The sequence below is a fragment of the Arthrobacter sp. 10T413_2 genome, from assembly GCF_056394205.1.
Genome location: NZ_JBFTHK010000006.1, coordinates 44,433 through 67,085, shown reverse-complemented (window position 1 = coordinate 67,085; position 22,653 = coordinate 44,433). Strand labels below are relative to the sequence as shown.

Here is a 22,653-nt window from a genome sequence, read left to right as displayed (position 1 = left end):
CCGCCATGGAGCTGACTCATGCCGCCCTGCAGGGCATGCTCGCCCGGCAGTCCGGCAGGATCATCAACGTCGCCAGCGTGGCGGCCTTCCTGCCCCGCGGCACGTACTCGGCGGCGAAGGCGTGGCTGCTGAGTTTCTCGCGCTGGGCCAATATGGCCTACGCGGCGCGCGGGGTGCAGGTCACTGCCGTGTGCCCCGGCTTCACCCACACCGAGTTCCACGACCGGATGGGGATGGACAAGACCGTGGCGCCGCGCTGGATGTGGCTCGAGGCCCGCCAGGTGGTCAGCGAGGCCCTGGCCGATAACGCCAAGGGCAAGGCCGTCTCGATTCCCAGCAGGCGCTACAAGGTCCTGACATCGGTTTCGCGGGTGCTCCCGTCGCGGCTCGTCGCGGGACCGCCGCGCCGCGCGAAGTAAGAGCGCCGGGTTCCTCCGGGGCCGTCCGCGCGACCGTGCCGGATCAGTACGACGACGAGGATCCCGACGGCGGCGCCCACCAGCGTCTCGACGGCCCGTTCGGTCACCAGGACCTGCGGGTCGGCCGGCGCCGCGAGCTGTCCGATGAGCAGGATCACCGGGGTGAAGGAGATCATGGCGAGGCCGTAGTGCCGGGTCATGAACAGCTCCGTGCTGAACTGCAGGACGATCACCAGGCAGGCCATGACGGCAGCTGAGTGGCCGGGGAAGGCCTGCAGCGGGGATCCCGGCCAGGGGAACAAGACGGCTGCCACCACCACGAGGCCCAGGAGTGTGCCGACGATCCTGTGGATGCCGCGGTAGACGCTGCTGGGTAGATCCGCCCCGGCAAGCGGCACCGCGGCGGCGGCCATGGCCCAGTGCGGGTGGCCGCTGCCGCTGAGGACACCGATGGCCCCGGCGGCCCCGACGGCGCTGACGTAGCGGGCGGCGTGAAGCCACGCGGCCCGGCGGCGTTCCCCGCGCAGTACCGGGGCATCCCGCCGCCAGCCGCGCTGCCAGGTCCGGCCCCGGAACCAGCCGCCAAAGCCGACGGCGATCGAGAACGCGGCCGATCCGGCGGCGATGAGGACGGCGGAATGCCAGGGGACGGTGGCGGGAACGGACGCGCACGCCCCCAGCGCCAGGATCCCGAAGAAGGGGCCGGCCGGTTTCAGGGTGGTCCTGTCCGCGAACAGCGATCCCGCGCCGGCGAACACGGCCTCCGTGATCACCAGCGCCCACGAGTGGATGTGATGGGCCGAGAGGAGGACGCCCGTTCCTACGCCGGTGAGCAGGAGGACAGCCGCCTGGCCTTGGTGCCGGAGCCTGAGCTGGTGGGGCTCGGTGCGGCCGTACATGCCGGTCAGTGCGCCGAAGACGGCGTAGGCGATCAGCTCCGGCCGCCCGGTTGCCAGGAGCACCAGGGACGGCACGGCGACGCTGATCGCCACCCGCCACGCCGACACGTGGTCTTTGTTGGCCGGGGCCAGGCTGTGCAGCGAACGCACGTGGCGCTGCAGGGACATGAGACTGCCTCTCGGCTTTCTCCGGGGTTTCCCCGGGTTCTCCGGGATTCCCCGGGGGCTGATCGGAGGGCGGACACGCCTAAGGCCTGTTCCGTATGCATCCCCCAACGGGTAAGCATACGGAACAGGCCTCAAAGGGCGGGGCTGTTACGGAGTCCGGACTGCTGCCGGGCCGGGACGGGCCGGACTAGGCCCGAGCCGGGACTTTACCGGCGTCGACGCGCCCTGCGGCCGAGTCTGCGGCCGGTGCCGGGACCATCGGCATGTCCATGTGCTCGAGGTCGATCAGCGGGTTTTCGTCCTGCGTCGCGACCAGTTCGCGGGCCTCGGCCTGGGTGTCCACGCTCGGCATGGAGCCCGGGAGCGGCATCTGGGCGGACTCCTTGAGGAAGTAGATCGCCACTGCGCCGATCGCGGAGGTGGCCATCAGGTAGTAGGCCGGCATCATGTCGTTGCCGGTTGCATTGATGAGGGCGGCCACGATGAACGGCGTGGTGCCGCCGAAGATGGCCACGGAGAAGTTGTACGCGATGCCCATGGCGCCGTAGCGGCTGGCGGTCGGGAACTGGGCCGGCAGGGCAGAGGCCAGGTTGGCCACGTAGAACGTCACCGGGAAGGCAATCAGGGAGAGGCCGGCCAGGGTGGACCAGATTTCGCCGATGCCGATGAGCAGGAACGCCGGGGTAGCCAGCACAACCGTGCTGATGGCACCGATCCACAGCACGGGGCGGCGGCCGATCCGGTCAGAGAGCTTGCCGGTCAGCGGGATGCACAGGCTCATGATGACCAGTACGGGGATGGTCAGCAGCGTGCCGTGCAGCTCGTCGTAGCCCTTGGACTCGGTGAGGTACGTCGGCATATAGGAGGTCAGGGCATAGCCGGCGGTGTTTGCCGCCGCGACCAGTATCATCGCCACGATCAGGGAGCGCCAGTATGCCTTCACGATGCCCACCGGGCCCTTGGAGGCTGCGGCGTCCGAGGCGGTGGCGTCCTTGGCCAGGCTGTCCTGGGCATCCAGGGTGGCCTGGAACTGCGGCGATTCCTCGATCTTGCTCCGGAAGTACACGGCGATCAGGCCGAGCGGACCGGCAAGGAGGAACGGAATGCGCCAGCCCCACTGCTCCATGGTGTCCTGGCCGAGGGTCAGCTGCAGCACCGAAACGAGTGCCGCGCCAAGGGCGAAGCCGAGGTAGCTGCCCATGTCCAGGAAGCTGGCGAAGAATCCGCGCCGCTTGTCCGGGGCGTACTCGCTGACAAAGGTGGTGGCACCGGCGTATTCGCCGCCGGTGGAAAAGCCCTGGATGACTTTGAATAGGACCAGCAGGACCGCAGCCCAGATGCCGATCTGGGCATAGCCGGGCAGGAGCCCGACGGCGAATGTGCTGGCGGCCATGATCATCAGGGTCGCGGCGAGCACCTTCTGGCGGCCGACCTTGTCGCCGAGCCAGCCGAACACGACGCCGCCGAGGGGGCGGGCGATGAAGGTGGCGGCAAAGGTTCCCAGCAGGAACAGGGTCTGGACGGACTTGTCCGCATCCGGCAGGAACACCGGTCCCATGGTGGTGATCAGGTAGCCGAACACGCCGACGTCGTACCATTCCATGGTGTTACCCACGATGGTGCCGCCGAGCGCCTTCTTGAGCATCGGCTGGTCGACAACGTTGACGTCGGACTCACGGAGTCGACGGCGACGCAGCTTTGGTTTCTTCGCACCCTTGGGTGCCACTTGGTTGGTTCCGCTGGCGCTCAAAACGCCTGCTGAAGAGTCGGTCATGCTTCGGTCTGTGGGCATTTGGGCCACTCCTATGGAGGTCATTTGCTTGCGACTTGTAGCTGCCCCGCTCTGGGCAGGCTTTCAATTTTACGGGATTTCTATGGAGTTTCCGAGTTCGGTGCCGTATCATCCCGCATTTGAGGTTCTATTTGGGGGCAATTGTCCACATTCTTTTGCCCTGTTTCACCGCGCGGTTACTGGGAACCGGCACTGCCCGCGGTGCAGTGGCCAAAATTTTCCGCGCCAGCCACCGCAAACGCTCGTTTTTGGGCCGGATTCAGGCCGAAGGAAAGTCCGCCGGCACCTGCTACAGACATCTCATCCCTGCAGCCCTACGATTGATGAACACTTCATTTCACAGCGGTTATTTTCAGCGGAAAGGAAGATCGATGGCGGATCATCAGTTCGGAGAAGAAATCGAGCCCGAGGTTGCGAGCCATCTGGCGCAGTCGATGGATGAGGCTCCCGGACCGGAGGCCTTGCACCACGTTCCCCCGGCGGCAGCCCAAGGACAGCAATGGCCGGACGGCAGCGGCAAACACCGTCATCCCAAGGACCGTGACACCACCCGCGGACGGCAAGGCCAGCAGGTGGCCGACGCGGCCATTCACCGGCAGAGCCGTCCGCAGATGCCCCACCACGACTAAGGTCCCGCGGCAGGACCGGCAACAGGTTCGACCACAACGTCGGCTGGCGTCTTATCCAGGCGCCAGCCGCGCCACACCGGGTGCCGCAGCTTCCCGCCCCCGGTCCAATCCCCGTAGCTGACCTCGCCGACGAGTTTTGCGCTCACCCAGTGCGCGTCTGCGGCATCGGCGTCCGGTACCTCCCGGAACGGGGATGTCTTCCGGGGCAGGGCGTCCAGTTGTTGCCGGAGTTCCTTCAGTTCACGGGTGCTGAAGCCGCTGCCCACGCGCCCCACGTACCGGAGCTTCGAGCCATCCGGGATCCCCAGCAGCAGCGAGCCCACGGATTCCCGGCGCTCGCCGTTTCCGGTCCGCCAGCCGCCCACCACCACTTCCTGGGTCCGCTCAAGCTTGAGCTTGAGCCAGGACCGGCTGCGCTGGCCGACATAGCGGCCGTCCGTGCGCTTGGCCATGACCCCCTCCAGTCCCAGCTCAGCGACGCTTTCCAGGATGTGCCTGACGCTGATTTTGTGCGCGTCGCCGGCGTCGATGATGCCGGAGAGCTCGACGCGGGCCCCGGAGGGGCGGAAGAAGCGCTCGAGCCGGAGCCGGCGCTCGCTGAGCGGCAGGGGCCGCAGGTCCTCGCCGGCGTCGAAGAGGAGATCGAACAACATCAGCCGCACCGGCGTCGAGTCCTGCGCTTTTGCGACGTCGGCGGCCTTGGTCAGTTTCATGCGGCCCTGCAGCAGGCCGAAGTCCGGCCGCCCCGTGCGCCCGACGGCGATGATCTCGCCGTCCGTGACGAAGTCCTGTTCCGGCCAGAGGGACCGGTCCGTCAGCTCCGGGTAGCTCGCGGACATGTCGTTGCCGTTGCGGCTGACGAGCCTGACGGTCGTGGCATCGCCGATGACCAAGGCCCGGACGCCATCCCACTTGAGCTCGACCTGCCAGTCCTTGTCCGCGAGGTCGGCAGCGGTCCCGGCGCTGGCCAGCATGGGGCTGAAGCCGGAGACATCGGGTGCGGGTGCAGGGTCCGGGACTCGTGCCCGGCCTGGTGGCGGGTCAAGTTCCGGGGCCGCCGGCTCCCCGGGGGAGCCGCCGGGCGCCGCCTCCTGCCCGCCGCCGGGCGCCGCCTCCTGCCCGCCGCCGGGCGCGGCATCCGGTCCCGGGTCCGTTCCGGTCTCCTGTCTGGTCTCCTGCCCGGTCACTTGGTCTGCGGGCGCTGCTGCCCGGGGTCCCTTGTGCGGCCCCGCCGGGTCCATCAGGTGGATGAGCCACTGGTCGTCGGCCTGGCCGGTGTGAATCAGGGCGAACCTGCGGGTGCCGCCGAGGCCGCCGCCTTCTGCGCCGGTCAGCGTGGCAATGACCTCCTTGCCGGCGATCCACTTTTCGCAGTCGTAGTAGCCGCGGTCCCAGACGCTGACCGTCCCGGCGCCGTACTGGCCTTTGGGAATGACACCCTCGAAGTCCGCGTAGTCCAGCGGATGGTCCTCGGTCTGGACCGCGAGGTGGTTGGTGGCCTTGCTGGTGGGGACACCCTTGGGCAACGCCCAGGACACCAGCACGCCGTCGCGTTCAAGGCGGAAGTCGTAGTGCAGCCGGCTGGCGTGGTGCTCCTGGATGACAAACGACTCCCGCAGCAGACCGGCCCCGGCGCCGGTGCCGGCGGCGCGGGCGTCCGCCGCGAAGGGTTCGGGGGTGGAGTTCGCGTCCCGCTTCGCCCGGTAGGGCTCGAGCCGGGGATCGGCGGCACTGCCGCCTGAGACCGCGGCGAACGGATCCTTGCCGGACTGCACGCGCTTCATGACCTCGTGGTAGTCCAGCTGGCGCAGGGACGCGGAGCTGAGCTCCCGCCAGGTCCGCGGCGCCGCCACTGTGGGCCGCAGCCGCCCGCGCAGCGAGTAGGGCGCGATCGTGGTCTTCGCCGCGCTGTTCTGGCTCCAGTCGACCAGGACCTTCCCGGTGCGCAGGATCTTCTTCATGTCGCTGACCACCAGGTCCGGATGGTCCGCTTCCAGGGCGCGGGCCAGTTCATGGGCGAAGTCCGAGATCTGCTCAGAGCCCCGGGTTCCGTCCAGCGCGGCGTAGAGATGGATGCCTTTGCTTCCGCTGGTCACGGGGACGGGGTCCAGACCGACGTCCTGCAGGATGGCGCGGGCCAGTTTGGCCACTTCCGCGCATTCGGCCAGCCCGGCCCCGTCGCCGGGGTCCAGGTCCAGCACCATCCGGTCCGGCGGCAGGGCCCGGCCGTGCGAATCGACCCGCCACTGGGGGACATGGATTTCGAGGGCGGCGATCTGGGCGAGCCAGGCGAGGGTGGCGGCATCGTTGACCAGGGGGTACTGGTTGGTGTGCTCTTTGTGCTTGATGGCCGCCCGGGAAATCCAGCCGGGTGCCGATTCGTCCAGATTTTTCTGGAAGAACACTTGCCCCGGCTCCTCGGCCGTTCCCACGCCGTGGACCCAGCGTTTCCGGGTGGCCGGTCGGTTCCGGACCGCCGGGATCAGCACCGGCGCGACGGCGGCGTAGTAGGCCAGAACGTCTGCCTTGGTGGTGCCGGTTTCCGGATACATGACCTTGTCCAGATTGGTCAGGACGAGCTCGCGGCCCTCCACGAGGACCCGCTGCCGGCCGTTTGCCGGGGGAGTGTTGTCCCGTTGGGCATCCCGCCCGGCGGCCGGCTGCGCGTCCGGCTGCGTGGTTCGCTCAGCCAACGGTCTTCACCTCCGAACCGCTCTGGTGTTCACTAGTCCCATGAGAGCCATCTGGAAGGGCGCGATCGCATTCGGGCTGGTCAACGTCCCCGTCAAGGTCTACAGCGCCACGGAGGACCACGACATCAGCCTGCACCAGGTCCACAACGCCGACGGCGGACGGATCCGCTACCAGCGCCGCTGCGAGGTCTGCAGCAAGATCATCGACTACGAGGACATCGACAAGGCCTACGAAGACGACGGCCGCACAGTGATCCTGACCCGGGAGGAACTGAAGTCCATCCCCGCGGAGAACAGCCACGAGATCGACGTCGTTCAGTTCGTCCCGGCGGACCAGCTCGATCCCATCATGTTCGAGAAGAGCTACTACCTGGAACCGGACTCCAAGTCGCCCAAGGCCTATGTGCTGTTGCGCCGGGCCCTCGAGGACACCGACCGGGTGGCGATCGTCCAGTTTGCGCTGCGGGAAAAGACCAGGCTGGGGGCCCTGCGGATCCGCGGCGACATCCTGATGCTGCAGTCGCTGCTCTGGGCCGACGAAGTGCGCGAGGCCAGCTTCCCGGCCCTCGAAACCTCGATCCGCATCTCCGCCCAGGAACGCGAAATGTCCGCCGCCCTGGTGGATTCGATGGCCGCGGACTTTGACCCCGAACAGTTCACGGACGACTACCAGCTCCAGCTCCGCCAGCTCATCGACGCGAAGCTGGAGAAGGGGGAGTCCCTGGACACCGAAGAAACGTTTGGCGCCGCCGCTGCCGAAACCGGCACCGGCGAAGTGATTGACCTGATGGAGGCCCTCAAACGGAGTCTGGAGAAGAAACGCGGAGGTGGGCCGCCGGCCGCCGGGAGCGGGTCGAAGACCGCGGTCGAGGCGCCGGACAAGGCGCCGGCCCGGGCCGCGTCCAAGGCTGCCGCCCCCAAGTCCGCCCCCAAGGCTGCCGCCAAGAAGACCGGCGAAGGCGGCGCCACTGAAAGCAGCGCCGGCGAAAGCCGGGCCGCCGCCGCGAAGGGCGCGGCGCCTAAGGCGGCTCCCAAGGCGACGCCATCCAAGACCACGGCGGCAAGGGCGCGCAAGGGTGCCTGAGGCCGTGGACAGGGACGCCGCGGCCATCAGACTCAGGAGTTCCGCAGGGCGGAGATGAGCTCGCTCTTCTTCTTGGCCGAGTAGCCCTTGAGGCCGATCTCCTTGGCCCGTTCCTTGAGCTGCGGGACCGTCCAGTCCTCGTAGTCCCCGGCCTTGCCGCCCTTGCGGCCCACCGCGGACCGGCCGCGCTTCGCCGCCGCATTGGAGATCCGGGCGGCCTTTTGTTTTGATGCGCCGTCCTCGACCAGCTTCTCGTAGAGCTCGGGGTCCTTGATGCTCGGGCTCTCTGAACCGCGGGGTTCGCCCTTCTTCGTCGGCATGGCTACCGCTCCCGGATCTCGTCAGCGGCCGGTCCGGCGGCGATCTCCATGAACGGCGGCCGCCGGCGTCGGGTGGCCGGCGCGGCAACGTCCGCCCCGATGCTCTTTTGCATGCGTGTCACGCGATCATCTCCTTCGGCTGGGAACCATTCCGCGACGGCCCGCGGACGCTGCCGCCGCGGATTCCAAACTAGCCGCGCCGCAAGGCGGTGACAAGCACTTACTAAACCCGCTGACAACAATCGCGGATAGCGCACAGGGCCCCGGCTACGCCCGGGAAGACGAAGGCCCGGCGCGCCCCCTCGTCGGGGGCGGCCGGGCCTTCTGATGCTGCTTGTTACTGCCGGGTGTCCGGCGCAGGCGCCGGACGGTGCGGCTATTCGGCGTCGTGATCCGTCTCAAGGATCTGCACGAGGCGATCCAGGGCGGCATCGGCGCCTTCGCCCTCGGCACGCAACACCACAACCTCGCCGTGCGACGCGCCCAGGCTCATCAGCGACAGGATGCTGGCGGCGTCCATGGCCTCGTCCTCCGGCTCGCCCAGGCGGGCGATCGTGATCTCGAGGTGGTCGAACTCGCCCGCAGCCTCGGCGAAGATGGCGGCCGGTCGGGCGTGCAGCCCGACGCGGCTGGCAATGGTGGCGTTACGTTCGGTCATTTCTGCTCCTTGATGTCAGCTTAGGTGTTTATCAGCTGTGAATATCTGCTTGGAAAGTCGCCCTGGACTGGCTTAGGCGGCTACGGGAACCGTTTCCACCGTATCAACCGGCTTCTTGACTGCCCAGCGCTTGAGCCCGATCACGGCGAAGGCACTCACGACCGTACCGGCTGCGATCGCGACGACGAACATCAGGAAGGGATCGATCGCGAAGAAGACGAAGATTCCGCCGTGCGGGGCCTTCGATCCCACCCCTGCTGCCATCGAGATGGCACCGGTCACGGCGCCGCCAAGCATGCTGGCGGGGATGACGCGGAGCGGGTCGGCGGCGGCGAAGGGGATGGCGCCTTCGGAGATGAACGAGGCTCCCAGCAGCCAGGCGGCCTTGCCGTTTTCCTGTTCCGCCAGGCTGAAGAGTCGCTTGTTCAGCACGGTCGAGGCCAGCGCCATGGCCAGCGGGGGGACCATGCCGGAGGCCATGACGGCTGCCATGATCTGCCACGGTGCCTGGTTGGTGATGGACGCGGCTCCCAGGCCGGCGACGGCGAAGGAGTAAGCCACCTTGTTGACCGGACCGCCGAGGTCGAAGCACATCATCAGACCCAGGACAATGCCCAGGGCGATGGCGCTGGCGCCGGTCAGGCCGGCCAGGAAGTTGTTGAGCCCGGTGGTGACGGCGGCGACGTACCTGCCGAGGAAAATGAACAGAATGCCCGATGCGACGAGCGACGCCACGAGCGGGATGATAACCACCGGCATCAGGCCGCGCAGCCAGCGGGCCACGTTGAGCTTGCCGATCGAATGCGCGACGTAGCCGGCGAGCAGGCCGCCCACAATGCCGCCGAGGAAGCCTGCGCCCATGAAGACGGCTACGGCGCCGGACACGAAGCCCGGGGCGATGCCGGGCCGGTCAGCGATGCCGTAGGCGATGTAGCCGGCCAGTGCGGGCACAAGGAAGCCTAGGGACAGGGCACCGATCTTGAAGAACACGGCACCCAGGTACGCGCCCAGCGGGCCCCACGCCAGTTCCGGGTACACGGTGGGCAGATTGAAGAGGCTGTTCTCTGCCAGGATCTTGTCCGCGAAGCCGGTGATGGTGTAGCCGCCCAACAGGAAGCCGAGGGCGATCAGCAGACCGCCGCCTGCCACGAACGGGATCATGTAGCTGACACCTGTGAGCAGCGCTTTCTTCAGCTTCGTGCCGATGTGCTCGCCCTTTTCCTCGGCCTCGTGTTCGGCCTGTTCCTCGGCGCCGAAGTGGGGCACGCGGCGGGCATGCGGGTTGTCCGCGGCGGCGAGTGCTTCCGCGACCATCTTGTCCGGTTCATCGATGCCGCGCTTGACCGGTGCGTTGATCACCGGCATGCCGGCGAAGCGCTCCTTGCCGCGCACGTCCACGTCCACCGCGAAGATCACGGCGTCGGCGGCGGCGATCACGGCGGGGTCAAGGGCCTTGGCGCCGGAGGCCCCCTGGGTTTCCACCTGCAGGTCCACACCGACTTCCTTGGCCGCGGCGACGAGCGAGTCGGCGGCCATATAGGTGTGCGCGATCCCGGTGGGGCAGGCGGTGACGGCGACCAGGCGCTTGGGGCCCTTGGCCTTCCCGGCAGGGGTGCCTTCCGCGGCAGTGCCAGCGGCGGCTCCGGCGGCTGCGTCAGCGCCAGCGCCAGCGCCTGCGGCGGCAGCGGCCGGCGCGGCAGCGGCGTGGGCAGAAGGCTTGTCCGCCAGTGCGGCTTCGACGAGCTCGACGATCTCCGCCGGGGAGGTCGCGGCGCGCAGGCTGGCCGTGAAGTCCTTCTTGATCAGGGACCGCGCCAGCTTCGACAGCAGCTTCAGGTGCTCCTGGTCCGCGCCCTCAGGCGCGGCAATGAAGAAGATCAGGTCCGCCGGGCCGTCCTTGGCACCGAAGTCGACCGGCTGGGAAAGCCGCGCCATCGCCAGGGTGGCCTCGGTGACCGCCGTTGAGCGGCAGTGCGGGATTGCGATGCCGCCGGGGACACCCGTGGCGGTCTTGGACTCCCGGGCGAAGGCGTCGGCGAAGAGGCCTTCAACCTCAGTGGCGCGTCCGTTGGCCGCAACCCTGCCTGCCAGGTGCCGGATCACGTCCTCGGGCGAACTGCCCAGATTCTGGTCGAGCTCGACCAGTTCGGTAGTAATGAGCTGTGTCACTGTCAATCCTTCCGGAGGGCCGTGATGGTTACGGCATCAGGGGTGGTTTGGTTGACTGCCGGGACAGTGGAGCCAGGCAGGGAAGCGGCGGCGGCACCATGGGCCACCGCCTGACGGAGGCAATCGGCCGGGGCGGCGCCCTGGCTGGAGGCGAGCAGGTATCCGGCCAGCGAGGAATCGCCGGCGCCGACAGTGCTGACCGCGGTGACCGGCGGATGCGTGGCCAGCCACGCGCCGTCGGCCGTCACAAGAACGGCACCCTTGGAGCCGAGGGTGGCCAGTACAGCACCCACTCCGGAGCGCACGACGGCGGCGGCTGCTGCTGCTGCAGCCTCCGGGTCCGCTTCGAGTTCCTCGGCGGATTTGTGCGTGGCGAAGCCGGCTGCCGCAGCCAATTCCGCCAGTTCCTCGGCGTTGGGTTTCAAGAGGTCCGGCTTTCCCGAGGCGTCGCCGGAGACCGCTGCGGCGAGAGGTTCGCCGGAGGAGTCGACGGCGACCCGGGGTGCGGTCTCGCCATCAAACAGGGAACGCAGCCGCCGGGTGACGGTCGCGTAGAAGTCGGCCGGAACTCCGGGTGGGAGCGAGCCGGCCAGGACAACCCAGGCGGCACCGCGGGCGTGGTCCAGCAACAGGCTGATCAGGGCCTCCTGCTGGTCCTCGCTGAGGACCGGTCCGGGTTCGTTGATCTTGGTGGTGATGCCGCCGGGCTCGGTGAGGGCCACGTTGCTGCGCAGCGGTTCGCCGATCGGGAGGGCCGCGAACGGCACCTCCGTATCCCGCAGCCCGGCGAGGACGGGATCGGCCTCGGCGCCGGGAAGGACGGCGATGGTTTTGAGCCCGGAGGCCACGAGGGCGCGGGAGACATTGACTCCCTTGCCGCCGGATTCCTGGCGGACGGAGACGGCCCGCTGTACTTCCCCGCGGAGGAGGGGGCCGGGCAGCGCCACGGTGCGGTCCAGGCTGGGGTTGGCGGTGAGGGTGACAATCACGCGACCACCACCTCCACTCCGGCTTCCGCAAGGGCGTCGGCGAGTTCCCGGCTAGGTTGCGTGTCTGTGATCACGGTGTCCAGATCTTTCAACGAGGCGAACTGGACCAGCGTCTCTGCATCCAGCTTGGAGGAATCAGCCAGCACCACAATGCGGCGCGCTGATTGGACGAAGGCCGCCTTGACGGCGGCTTCTTCAGGATCGGGTGTGCTCAGCCCGAAGGCTGCATGGATGCCGTTGGTGCCGATGAAGGCGATGTCCGGGCGGATCCGGCGCGCGGCCTCCACCGTGGACTGGCCGACCGCGGCCTGGGTCAGCCCGCGGACCTTGCCGCCGAGCAGGTGCAGGGCGATGCCCGGTTCGCCGGACAGCCGGGAGGCGATGGGCAGGGAGTGGGTGATGACGACGAGTTCGGCCTCGGGCCCGGTCGCCGGGAGGCTGCCCGTTGCTGCGGCCCCGGCGGCCCGGGCGGCGAGGAGTTCGGCGAGGGCCTCCGTGGTGGAGCCGGCGTCGATCAGGATGCTGCCGCTGAGGCTCTGGGGGATCAGGGCCAGGGCGGCCTCGGCAATGCGGGTCTTTTCGGGCTGCCGCTGCACTGTCCGCTCCAGGATGCTTTCTTCCGTGGTGCTGAAGCGGTCCGGGGAGACCGCGCCGCCGTGCACCCGGCGGACGCTGCCGGCCGCTTCCAGGGCGGCGAGGTCCCGGCGGATGGTTTCGGTGGTGATGCTGAAGCGCTCGGCCAGGTCCGTGACGCTGGCCCGGCCGCTGGCGTAGATGAGCCCCACGATCAGCTGCTGGCGTTCTTCGGCGAACACTTACCCTCCGTTGCGTACTGCGTCTGACTTGGTTCTTGTTCTGCGTTCCTGGGGCTTCAGTGACTCCCATCACATGAAGTGGAATTGTTTGACTTTATCTTTGTTCTTGTTGGTTTGTCAATGAAAAACAACATGAACGCAGAAGTGGTGCGCGGGCCCCCGCGGGACATGTCCATTGCTCGAGCTGAGGAATGGGCAATTTGGGACTATGTCCGTTGCTCGCGCCTGGGGTTGGGCATGTGTTGCGCTCGGGCCGGGCTCCGGGGGGCATGTCCAGTGGTCGGGCCTGGGGGCGGGCATGTCGGTTGCTCGCGTCGGGGGGTGAGTATGTGCTGCGCTCAGGCCGGGCTCCGGGGGACATGTCCGGTGATGGTGCCGAGGGTTGGGCGTGTGCACTGTGGGCTGACGTTCGGGCTTGGCCTGTGGGCGGGAGATTCGGGGGACATGTCCAGTGCTCGGGCCGCGGAATGGGCAATTTGGGACTATGTCCGTTGCTCGCGTCGGGAGGTGGGTATGTGCTGCGCTCGGGCCGGGCTCCGGGGGGCATGTCCAGTGGTCGGGCCGGGGAATGGGCAATTTGGGACTATGTCCGTTGCTCGCGCCTGGGGTTGGGCATGTGCTGCGCTCGGGCCGGGCTCCGGGGGACATGTCCAGTGCTCGGGCCGGGGGTTGGGCATGCGCGGTCCGGGTGGCTGCTTGGTGGGAAACATGGCGGAAGCCGGGCCCGACATTGAAGTCCGGCCCGGCTTCCGGGTCGTTGGATTCCGCGCCTTGCAGGGTGCGCGGGTAGGGCTCAGATGCCGGCGTCGCGGCTCTCATTGCGGGTGATGGTCTCGCCGGTGTTGGGGTCCACCACCGTGCGGCTTTCGCTGACGCGGCGGGTGCGGCCGCGTCCGGGGGAGGCGAGGACGAGTGATGCGATGAGTCCGATAACTCCCACCACCATCAGGATGTAGCCGATCATCGCCTGGTTCACATTGGGGATCAGTCCCGGGGTGACGGCCCAGGCGAGGATGGCGCCGAGGGCGATGAGGAAGATTGCGGAACCGATTCTCATGAAGTGCTCCTTGGTGCCCTGGGGGGCGGATGGGGAATGATAAGCATGCTGTCCAGCGTCACGCTACAACCCCGCCCCGGCTGTTTCAATGAAACGCAGTACGCCTCGCCGGGAAATTTCCGCACCGTTTCCGGACCGCCGCGCCGCTTTCGGCAGGCCGCACCGCGGATCCGGGGTGCGAGAATCCGGTTCCGCAGCGGAAACCCCTGCAGGGTCAGATCTCCGAGGAAGTGTCGGCTCCGATCCTCAGGGGCAGGCCCCGCGCCCGGAACGAGCGGCGGGTCTGGATAGGCTGAGCCCATGGAGACGGTCGTCTGGTCAAGGCCCGAACACGAACGCGCCGGCACGCCGTTGCTGGTGATGTTGCACGGCTACGGCACGGACGAATCCCGCATGGCCAAGCTGTTCAGTTCCCTGCCGCCGGAGTTTAGCTGCGCCGCCCTGCGCGGGCCCAAGGATATCGGAGACCACTACGGCTGGTTCCTGCTGGACTACTTCCTCACGCATGACTTTGCCGACGTCATCACCTCCACGAACTCGGTGTTCGCCTGGATCGAGTCGGTCAAGGCCCGGCACAGCAGTGTCACCCTGCTCGGATTTTCGCAGGGCATGGCCATGGCCAGCACGCTTCTGCGGCTCCGGCCGGAACAGTTCCGCGCGGTCGTCGGCCTCTCGGGCTTTGTCCTGGACAACGAACTCCTGGCCATGAGCGAATCCTTCACCTCCCGGCCTCCGTTCTTTTGGGGCCGGGACAGGGGCGACGTCGTCATCAACGACGCCGCCACCGAACATACCGAGGAGTGGCTCCACCGGAACACCCAGCTCACGGCCCGGACCTACCCCGGCATGGGCCATTCGATTTCGAAGGCCGAACTTGTGGATGTCAGCGCGTTCCTGCGCCACTACGTCCTGCGCTGACCTGCGCTGACCGGACCGCTGACCGGACCGCTGACCTGCGCTGACCAGTCCGCTGACCATCCGCCGGGCAGCCTGGATCGTCCACTTGCATGCCAAATTTGTAAGCGTTTACAATCGACCTCGGCCATGAACACCGGGCCCACTACTTCAGGGGGAAGAAAGGGCTGAGCCCGTGCCGCAGGCCAAGACCTCGCGCGTGACCATCCAGGACGTCGCCGCGCTCTCCGGGCTCTCCATCTGCACCGTCTCCCGTGCGCTCCGGCAGCTTCCCAACGTCTCCGAACACGCCAGGGCACGCGTCAATGACGCGGCGGCCCAGCTCGGCTACAAAGCCTCGTCCGCAGCATCCCGGCTCGCCGGCGGAAGCACCGGCTCGGTGGCCATCATCGCCCCGACCGCCACAGCCTGGTTCTTTGCCCGGGCGGTGGAAGCTGCCGAGGAAGTCTTTGCCGGCGGCGGCTATGACACCGTCCTGATCAGCCTCCGGAACCGGCCCACCGTGCAGCAGAAGCTCTTCGGCGACCTCGCCGGCCTGGCGCAGCGCGTGGACGGCGTCCTGCTGCTCAACATTGCCCTCGGTGAGGCCGAAATGGCCGCGCTCGCGGCGTCGGGCCTTGCCGTGGCCAGCGTCGGGATGCACGACGTACCGTGGGACAACGTGGGCATCGACAACGAGGACGCCGCCCGCGCGGCCACGAACCACCTGCTGGGACTGGGCCACACGGACCTTGCCATCCTCGCCGGCAGCGAAACCGGCGCGCCGTCCCTCGTGACCGCCAGCGAACGGCGCCGGGGCTTCGAACTGGCCCTTTCCGACCACGGCCTCACAGCCGATCCTGACCTTGTGGTCGACGCCGGATCCAGCATCGAGGGCGGCCGGCTGGCCATGGTGGAGCTCATGGAGAACCGCCGGATGCCGTCCGCGATCTTCGCCGGCTGCGACGAAACCGCATTCGGCGCGCTCATGGCCTTGCGGGAGTTCGGTTTGTCAGCGCCGGAAAACGTGTCCATCATAGGAATAGACGATCATCAGATGAGTTGGTTCCTGGGCTTGACCACAATGGCCCAGCCCGTGACCGATCAGGGCGCTTTCGCGGCCAGCCTGCTGATTGACAGACTTCATCGCTCGGGCCTCCCTAATCCGCCACCGGCCGGGCCGCCGTCGAGCCATCTGCTGGAAACGAAACTGGTAGAGCGCACGAGCACAATCCCCCGCTGAACCGAATGATCCAGCTGAATCGAATGAACCGGCTGAACCCGATGAACCCAGGCCAACCGGATGGCTCCGGGCGCCGGAGGCCCGGCCAGCCGGATGGCTCCCGGCGCCGAGCCCTCAGTAGAGCACAGGCAGCGGCCGCCGTCGCACCGGATGCCTCAAACAACCGGTCTCACGCCAACGCCCGTGAACCGGTTACCTCAAAGAAGTTTTGAACAACACCGTCTTGCATGCCCGCCGTCTGAAAGGACTTTGACCCATGACTTCAGTTCCCGACACCTCCGGCCTCGCCGGTGCGCTTTCCGGCGCTTCCGCCATTCTTTTTGACCTCGACGGCGTCCTGACGCCCACCGCGGTGGTGCACGAGCATGCCTGGAAACAACTTTTCGACGGTTTCCTGACCTCGGTTCCCGAGGCCGCCCCGTACCGGGAGAGCGACTACTTCGACCACATCGACGGCAAGCCGCGGTTCGACGGCGTCCGGGACTTCCTGGCCTCCCGCGGGATTGTGCTGCCCGAGGGGCCGGCGGACGACGACCCCGCCCACGACACCGTCCACGGACTCGGCAACCGCAAGAACAAGGTCTTCAACGACATCGTCGAGGCCGGCGGAGTCCAGCCGTACGAGGGCTCCGTCCGCTTTGTCGAGGCGGCACTGGCCCGCGGGCTCAAGCTCGCCGTCGTCTCCTCCTCCCGCAACGCCCCGGCCGTGCTCAAGGCGGCCGGATTGTCCGATTACTTCCCGGTGGTGGTCGACGGCGTCGTCGCGGTCACCGAGGGCCTGCCCGGCAAGCCCAGCCCGGCCACCTACGAATACGCCGCACGCCTCCTGGGACTGCCGAGCGATCAGTGCGTCGTGGTGGAGGACGCCGTCTCCGGCGTCCAGGCCGGCAGCGCGGGAGACTTCCGCTCGGTGATCGGCGTCGACCGCGGCGCCGGCCGGCAGACCCTGCTCGACGCCGGCGCCACGGTAGTGGTCAACGACCTCGCCGAACTGCTCTAGCCCGGCGCCCGTTCCCGGCCGCCCCGCACCGCCTGCCCGCAGCACCCTCCCGCACCGCTCACCCGCGTTCACCCCCGAAGGAACCCCTCAACCATGGCTCTCATCACCTCGGACCGCGCCCGGTTCCCCAACGATCCCTGGCAGTTGGTCGAGACCGTCCACCTTCCCGGCAATGCCGGCACCTTGGAGACCCTGTTCAGCCTGGGCAACGGGCATCTGGGGATCCGCGGCGCGCACTGGGCCGCCGCCGACGCCGACCTTCCCGGCAGCTTCATCAACGGCTTCCACGAGACCTGGGACATCAAGCATGCGGAGAACGCCTACGGGTTCGCCCGGACCGGGCAGCGGATCCTGTACGTCCCGGACGCCAACAACTTCACCGTGATCATCGACGGCGAGCCGCTGAGCCTGGAGGAGTCCACGGTGCTGGACTACCGCCGCAGCATGGACTTCGCCACCGGCCTCTACGAATGCCGGATCACGTGGCAGTGCCGCTCCGGCGCCACCGTGACCACCACCGAGCGGCGCGCCGTCGGCTACGAATCCCGCGGCGCGCTGGGCATCAGCCTCGAGGTAGCGGCCGACCGTGACATCTCCGCGGACGTGACGTCCTCGGTGATCAACCGCCAGGACCAGCCGGTGGAGGACCACTCCGCCCACGACCCGCGCCGCGCCGGCCGCCACGCCGGGCGGGTGCTGCTGCCGTTGCGGCTCGACGGCGGCGACGGTTCCCTGCGCCTGTCCTGGGAGGCCGCGGAATCCAGGCAGCGGCTCGGGATGGCCGTGGATCACTGGACCTCGGCCGGGGTGCAGCCGTTCGACACCCTCGTGGACCAGGACGACAGCAGCGTCCGCTACGTCCTCGCCGTCAGCGCGGATGAGCCGTTCGTGCTGGAGAAGAGCGTCAGCTACGCCGTGGGCCAGGCCGCCGAGGACCTCGCGGACAACGCCGAAGCCGGCCTCAAGCCGGTCAGCGAGATTTTCGCCCAGAGCGAGGCCCACTACCGCGCCTACTGGACGACGAGCGACATCGTGGTGGCGGGCCAGTCCGAGCTTCAGCAGGCCGTCCGCTGGAACCTGTTCCAGCTCGCCCAGGCCACAGCCTGCGCCGATGTGGCCGGCATCCCGGCCAAGGGCGTGTCCGGCTCCGGCTATGACGGCCACTACTTCTGGGACCAGGAGGTGTATTTGCTGCCCTACCTGACCTACACCAACCCGGGCAACGCCCGGCAGGTCCTGGAATTCCGCCACGGCCTCCTGCCCGAGGCCAAGATCCGGGCCAAGGAGCTCAGCGTCGACGGCGCCCTGTTCCCGTGGCGGACCATCAACGGGCTTGAGGCCAGCGCCTACTACGCGGCCGGGACGGCCCAGTTCCACATCGCCGCAGCAATCGCCTTCGCGACCAACCGGTACATCTGGGCCAGCGGGGACCGGGCCTTCGAAGAAACCCTCGGCGCCGAACTGCTGATCGAAACCGCCCGGATGTGGGTGTCCCTGGGCTTCTTCGGCAAGGACGGGCTCTTCCACATCCACGGTGTCACCGGCCCGGACGAATATACCGCGGTGGTCAACGACAACCTCTACACCAACGTCATGGCCCGCTTTAACCTCCGCGCCGCCGCAGCCCTGGACCACCCCGAGATCGGCGACGCCGAACGCGAGCTCTGGGAACAGGCCGCGAACCGGATGCAGCTGCCCTACGACGAGGACCTTCAGGTCCACTCCCAGGACAACGACTTCATGACCCTGGAGCCGTGGGACTGGACCACGCCCCGGTCCAAGTACCCGCTCCTGCTGCACTTCCACCCGCTGGTGATCTACCGGCACCAGGTCCTGAAACAGGCCGACACCGTGCTGGCCATGTTCCTGCAGTGGCAGGACTTCACGGCGGAGGAAAAGCGCCGCGCCTTCGATTTCTACGACCCCATCACCACCGGCGACTCCACCCTGTCCGCCTGCGTCCAGGGAATCATGGCCGCCGAGGTTGGCTACGGCAAGGCCGCGCTGGACCACTTCACCCACGCCCTGTTCATCGACCTCGACGACACCCACGGCAACACGATCGACGGCGTGCACATCGCCTCCACGGGCGGGGTGTGGAGCTCGCTGGTCAGCGGCTTCGCCGGCCTGCGGGACCAGGGCGCCGTGCCGTACTTCGACCCGCGCCTGCCCGCCGAATGGGACGGACTCGAGTTCCACCTGAAAATACAGGGCCGCCTCCTGTACGTCGGGCTCGAACAGGGCTCCATCACCCTGACCGTCCGCGACGGGGCACCGCTGGAGGTCGACGTGCGCGGGGAACTGCTCACCGTGGGCGCCGACCCGGTCCGGGTTCCGCTCGCCCCGGTCGCGGCCCCCGAACCCACCGTCTTCCCCAGCGGCCTCCCGACGGCGTCGATCCCGGTGGTGCGGGCCGCGGTCTGAGCCGCCGCCACCCGGGCGGTGCGCCCGGGTGGCGTTGCGCCGCCGTGCCGTGAGCGTCGTCTCGCACGGAATAGTCAGCGCGGCGTCGGGGTTGCCGCCTATCGGGACCGGTTCTGCTCATGAGGCAGGCTGGCCCCGTGCACTGGGCGGAGACCGACGCCGGCGCCGTACCGGCGCCCCGACGGCCTGCGCCTGATTCGGCTCGACTAGCCACGAAACGGAGATGGTGGATCAATGACTGCCTACAAGACAGTGAACCCCGCAACCGGAGAAATGCTGAAGGAATTTCCGGTTGCAACCGCAGCCGAGGTGGAGCAGGCGCTCGCCGCCTCGCAGGGGGCCTTCCGCGCCTGGCGCTCCGGCCCTGCCGAAGACAGGGCGAAGATTCTGGCGCGCGTCGCCGAGCTGTACCTGGAACGCCAGGACGAATTGGCCCGGCTGATCAGCACCGAAATGGGCAAGCCACTGGCCCAGTCCCGCGGTGAAGTGAAGCTTGTTGCCGATATCTTTTCCTACTACGCTACCGAGGGCCCCGGATTCCTCAAGGACGAGCCGCTGAACGTCAGGGGCGGCGGCGAGGCCGTGGTCCGCTCCGCTCCGGTGGGACCGCTGCTGGGCATCATGCCGTGGAATTACCCCTACTACCAGGTGGCACGGTTTGCCGCTCCGAACCTGGTCCTTGGCAACACGATCCTGCTCAAGCACGCCGGAAGCTGCCCGCAGTCCGCCCTGGCGATCGAACAGATCTTCAAAGACGCCGGTCTCCCGGACGGCGCGTACGTCAACCTGTTCCTGACCAACGAGCAGGTCGCGGAAATCATCGCGGATGACCGTCTCCAGGGTGTTTCGCTCACCGGGAGCGAGCGGGCCGGTTCCGCTGTTGCCGAGGTGGCCGGGCGGAACCTGAAAAAGTATGTCCTGGAACTTGGCGGCAGCGACCCGTTCATCGTGCTTGATTCCGAGGACCTGGACGCCACCGTCAAGGCGGCCGTCGGCGGCCGCATGGGTAACGCCGGGCAGGCCTGCACGGCGTCCAAGCGCTTCATTGTGGTGGAGGACCTCTACGACGCCTTTGTGGAGAAGTTCACGGCACGGATGGCCAGGATCAAGCCGGGGGACCCGCTGCAGGCTGACACGACGTTCGGCCCCCTGTCCTCCCAAAGCGCTGCCGACGGCCTCATCGAGCAGATTCAGGACGCCGTGGACAAGGGCGCCAGCCTCCGGACGGGCGGACACCACGTGGACGGTCCGGGAGCGTTCGTTGAACCGACCGTCCTGACCGACGTGACGCCGGACATGCGCGCGTTCTCCGAGGAACTCTTCGGTCCCGCCGCGGTCATCTACAAGGTGGCGAATGCGGCCGAGGCGATCGAACTGGCCAACGGCTCTCCGTACGGTCTGGGCGGCTCGGTGTTCAGCGCCGACGTGGCCAGGGCCCAGGAGGTCGCGGACCAGCTGGATACCGGCATGGTGTTCATCAACTCCGTGGCCCAGACCCAGGCGGACCTGCCGTTCGGGGGCGTCAAGCGCTCCGGCGTCGGCCGTGAACTGGGCCGGTTCGGCATGGACGAGTTCGTCAACAAGAAGCTCATCCGCACTCGGCGCTAGCCACCCGGGCCGTCCGCCGCCGGCGGGGCCGGGGCCGAGTGTGCCCGGCGCGTGCCCTAGTGTTAAGTGAACTTACTTTTTCGGTTCCGACGAGAGGCGATCATGGCCAAGCGCAGCAACCCGGCAATGAAGATTGCCCAGGAAACAGCCCACAGCGCGATGTTCGACGCCGCCGGCCAGCCCCGGCCCGGCCTTCACAACGTGCTCCTGCGCGCTGTTGAAGTCCAGCGCCCGCTGGTGCTGGCCAATATCCGCAGGCTCCAGCGCAGGCACCCGCAGGCCTCGTCGGCGCAGCTCGCCGCGATCCTGGAGCGCGATTACCTGCTGGCCGTCACCGGTGGCGGCGCGCTGGTCGGCGGAGCGGCTGTGATCCCGGGTGTCGGGACCGCGGCAGCACTGGGACTCTCGGCCGCGGCGGCCGTCGGCTTCCTGGAGGCCACCGCCCTGTACTCTACGGCGCTGGCCGAACTGCACGGCGTGCGGATGGTGGATCCGGACCGGGCGAGCACGCTCGTCATGGCGATCATGCTGGGCGAGGAAGGCACCGAGCTGCTGAGCTCGCTGAGCGGACAGGCAGCAGGCCGGGGCAAGGGCCCGTCCCAGGCCTGGACCGCCGCCTTCACCCGGCGGGTTCCCCTCGCCGGCTTCGGCACCGTGCGCGAGCGGATCCAGACGATGTTCCTGCGCTCCCTGCTGAAAAAGCAGGGCACGGCCTGGTTGGGCCGCGCCCTGCCCTTCGGCGTCGGCGCCGTCGTGGGCGGCGTCGGCAACCGGCTGATGGCCCGCGCCGTCGTCGCCAACGCCAAGGAAGCGTTCGGTCCCATACCGGACACGATTCCCGGAGAACTGCGGGCCCTGGCGCAAACTTCCGGGCCGGCCGCGCTGTACGACGCGCAGGACGATGACCGGGACTCGCCGCCGGCCGGCGGCGCCCGGAACGTCTCAGCGAAGGCTTCAACGAAGGATGGCGGCACGTTTTGGATCTGAACGCTGACCTGGGGGACTCCTTCGGGACCTGGACCATGGGTGACGACGCCGCCATGTTCCCGCTTGTCACGAGCGCCAGCGTGGCCTGCGGCCTGCACGCCGGCGACCCCGTGACCATGCTGGACACCTGCCGGGCCGCGTACGAGCTCGACGTCCGGGTGGGGGCCCACATCGGGTACCCGGACCTGGCCGGGTTCGGCCTCCGCGCCCTGGACATGACGTTCGATGATCTCTTCGGTGCCGTGCTGTACCAGCTCGGCGCCCTCGACGGCGTGGCGCACGCGGTCGGTGCCTCGGTGGACTACGTCAAGATGCACGGGGCGCTGTATGACCGCACCGTGCGCGACGCCGAACAGTCGTCCGCCGTGATCGCCGCCATCCAGGCCTATGATCCCGGACTGCCCGTTCTCGGCTTCCCGGGCTCCGCCCTGCTGGGCATCGCCAAGGAAGCCGGCCACCCCGTGTTCTCCGAAGCCTTCGCCGACCGCGCCTACCTCCCGGACGGCACCCTGGTGCCGCGCTCACAGGACGGTGCCGTGCTGGACGACGCCGGCCGGATCGCCGAGCGGGCGGTGCGCCTGGCCACGACGGGCGAAGTCGAGGCCGTCGACGGCACCGTGCTCCGGTTGGCGCCGGACTCGCTGTGCCTGCACGGCGACACGCCGGGATCCCTGGCCACGGCCACCGCCGTGCGTGCGGCGCTGGAGGCGGCCGGCGTCGAACTGGAGAGTTTCGCCTGAACAGCAAGCCCTGAACAGCCAGCCCTGAACAGCAAGCCCTGACCAGCGAGTCTGAGCGGGACGCC

At 68.2% G+C, this 22,653-nt stretch carries 19 protein-coding genes; 10 read left to right on the top strand and 9 right to left on the bottom strand.

Annotated features, from left to right (window positions below):
- Positions 1-419: SDR family NAD(P)-dependent oxidoreductase (locus AC1DBQ_RS02335; protein ID WP_476926956.1), on the top strand; the 419-nt coding region annotated here is incomplete at its 5' end.
- On the opposite strand, the gene AC1DBQ_RS02330 is transcribed toward AC1DBQ_RS02335, so the two are convergent.
- Together AC1DBQ_RS02330 and AC1DBQ_RS02325 are read right to left on the bottom strand one after the other, a co-directional pair.
- Complete coding sequence (locus tag AC1DBQ_RS02330) at positions 344-1,486, bottom strand: FUSC family protein (RefSeq protein WP_476926955.1); 1,143 nt, start codon at positions 1,484-1,486, stop codon at positions 344-346. The two genes, AC1DBQ_RS02335 and AC1DBQ_RS02330, sit on opposite strands and share 76 nt — an antisense overlap.
- A gap of 187 nt (positions 1,487-1,673) precedes the next feature.
- Positions 1,674-3,278: an MFS transporter gene (locus tag AC1DBQ_RS02325; RefSeq protein ID WP_476926954.1), complete on the bottom strand. Its 1,605-nt coding sequence runs from the start codon at positions 3,276-3,278 to the stop codon at positions 1,674-1,676.
- 131 nt (positions 3,279-3,409) lie between these two features.
- Here AC1DBQ_RS02325 and AC1DBQ_RS02320 point away from each other — a divergent pair, with 131 nt between their 5' ends.
- A complete protein-coding gene (locus AC1DBQ_RS02320; RefSeq protein WP_476926953.1) occupies positions 3,410-3,907 on the top strand; it encodes a hypothetical protein in 498 nt (165 codons plus the stop codon).
- Here the strand turns inward: AC1DBQ_RS02320 and AC1DBQ_RS02315 are convergent.
- Complete coding sequence (locus tag AC1DBQ_RS02315) at positions 3,904-6,459, bottom strand: ATP-dependent DNA ligase (protein WP_476926958.1); 2,556 nt, start codon at positions 6,457-6,459, stop codon at positions 3,904-3,906. The genes AC1DBQ_RS02320 and AC1DBQ_RS02315 overlap by 4 nt on opposite strands.
- A gap of 181 nt (positions 6,460-6,640) precedes the next feature.
- Here AC1DBQ_RS02315 and ku point away from each other — a divergent pair, with 181 nt between their 5' ends.
- Positions 6,641-7,684 carry a non-homologous end joining protein Ku gene (gene ku, locus AC1DBQ_RS02310; RefSeq protein ID WP_476926952.1) on the top strand — a complete coding sequence of 348 codons (1,044 nt, stop codon included), beginning with the start codon at positions 6,641-6,643 and terminating at the stop codon, positions 7,682-7,684.
- 32 nt (positions 7,685-7,716) lie between these two features.
- On the opposite strand, the gene AC1DBQ_RS02305 is transcribed toward ku, so the two are convergent.
- The 6 genes from AC1DBQ_RS02305 to AC1DBQ_RS02280 form a co-directional block, all read right to left on the bottom strand.
- Positions 7,717-8,004, bottom strand: coding sequence for a DUF7218 family protein (locus tag AC1DBQ_RS02305; RefSeq protein WP_091250183.1), 288 nt, complete (start codon positions 8,002-8,004; stop codon positions 7,717-7,719).
- A 376-nt stretch (positions 8,005-8,380) separates the two neighbouring features.
- Complete coding sequence (locus AC1DBQ_RS02300) at positions 8,381-8,662, bottom strand: HPr family phosphocarrier protein (RefSeq protein ID WP_091250185.1); 282 nt, start codon at positions 8,660-8,662, stop codon at positions 8,381-8,383.
- 72 nt (positions 8,663-8,734) lie between these two features.
- The gene (locus tag AC1DBQ_RS02295; RefSeq protein ID WP_476926951.1) at positions 8,735-10,831 is read right to left on the bottom strand and encodes a PTS fructose transporter subunit IIABC; all 2,097 of its coding nucleotides are present in this window, start codon (positions 10,829-10,831) and stop codon (positions 8,735-8,737) included.
- 2 nt (positions 10,832-10,833) lie between these two features.
- Positions 10,834-11,820, bottom strand: a complete 987-nt coding sequence (locus AC1DBQ_RS02290) for a 1-phosphofructokinase family hexose kinase (protein WP_476926950.1) — start codon at positions 11,818-11,820, stop codon at positions 10,834-10,836.
- Positions 11,817-12,635: a DeoR/GlpR family DNA-binding transcription regulator gene (locus AC1DBQ_RS02285; protein ID WP_091250192.1), complete on the bottom strand. Its 819-nt coding sequence runs from the start codon at positions 12,633-12,635 to the stop codon at positions 11,817-11,819. The genes AC1DBQ_RS02290 and AC1DBQ_RS02285 overlap by 4 nt, the downstream gene beginning before the upstream one ends.
- A 793-nt stretch (positions 12,636-13,428) precedes the next feature.
- Positions 13,429-13,692, bottom strand: a complete 264-nt coding sequence (locus AC1DBQ_RS02280; RefSeq protein ID WP_091250195.1) for a DUF6458 family protein — start codon at positions 13,690-13,692, stop codon at positions 13,429-13,431.
- A gap of 300 nt (positions 13,693-13,992) precedes the next feature.
- On the opposite strand from AC1DBQ_RS02280, the gene AC1DBQ_RS02275 reads away from it, so the two are divergent.
- The 7 genes from AC1DBQ_RS02275 to AC1DBQ_RS02245 all read left to right on the top strand — a co-directional run bounded on the left by AC1DBQ_RS02275 (position 13,993) and on the right by AC1DBQ_RS02245 (position 22,588).
- Positions 13,993-14,610 (top strand): alpha/beta hydrolase, encoded by a 618-nt coding sequence (locus tag AC1DBQ_RS02275; RefSeq protein WP_476926949.1) that lies wholly within the window; start codon positions 13,993-13,995, stop codon positions 14,608-14,610.
- 172 nt (positions 14,611-14,782) lie between these two features.
- Entirely contained in the window at positions 14,783-15,829 is a 1,047-nt protein-coding gene (locus AC1DBQ_RS02270; RefSeq protein WP_476926948.1) for a LacI family DNA-binding transcriptional regulator, read from the top strand.
- 256 nt (positions 15,830-16,085) lie between these two features.
- Entirely contained in the window at positions 16,086-16,829 is a 744-nt protein-coding gene (locus tag AC1DBQ_RS02265; protein WP_476926947.1) for an HAD family hydrolase, read from the top strand.
- A 93-nt stretch (positions 16,830-16,922) separates the two neighbouring features.
- Positions 16,923-19,253: a glycoside hydrolase family 65 protein gene (locus AC1DBQ_RS02260; RefSeq protein WP_476926946.1), complete on the top strand. Its 2,331-nt coding sequence runs from the start codon at positions 16,923-16,925 to the stop codon at positions 19,251-19,253.
- Positions 19,254-19,487: 234 nt separating this feature from the next.
- Positions 19,488-20,861, top strand: coding sequence for an NAD-dependent succinate-semialdehyde dehydrogenase (locus tag AC1DBQ_RS02255; protein ID WP_476926945.1), 1,374 nt, complete (start codon positions 19,488-19,490; stop codon positions 20,859-20,861).
- 102 nt (positions 20,862-20,963) lie between these two features.
- Positions 20,964-21,848 carry a hypothetical protein gene (locus AC1DBQ_RS02250; RefSeq protein WP_476926944.1) on the top strand — a complete coding sequence of 295 codons (885 nt, stop codon included), beginning with the start codon at positions 20,964-20,966 and terminating at the stop codon, positions 21,846-21,848.
- Positions 21,839-22,588, top strand: coding sequence for a LamB/YcsF family protein (locus AC1DBQ_RS02245; RefSeq protein ID WP_476926943.1), 750 nt, complete (start codon positions 21,839-21,841; stop codon positions 22,586-22,588). The genes AC1DBQ_RS02250 and AC1DBQ_RS02245 overlap by 10 nt, the downstream gene beginning before the upstream one ends.
- The last annotated feature ends 65 nt before the right edge of the window (positions 22,589-22,653 follow it).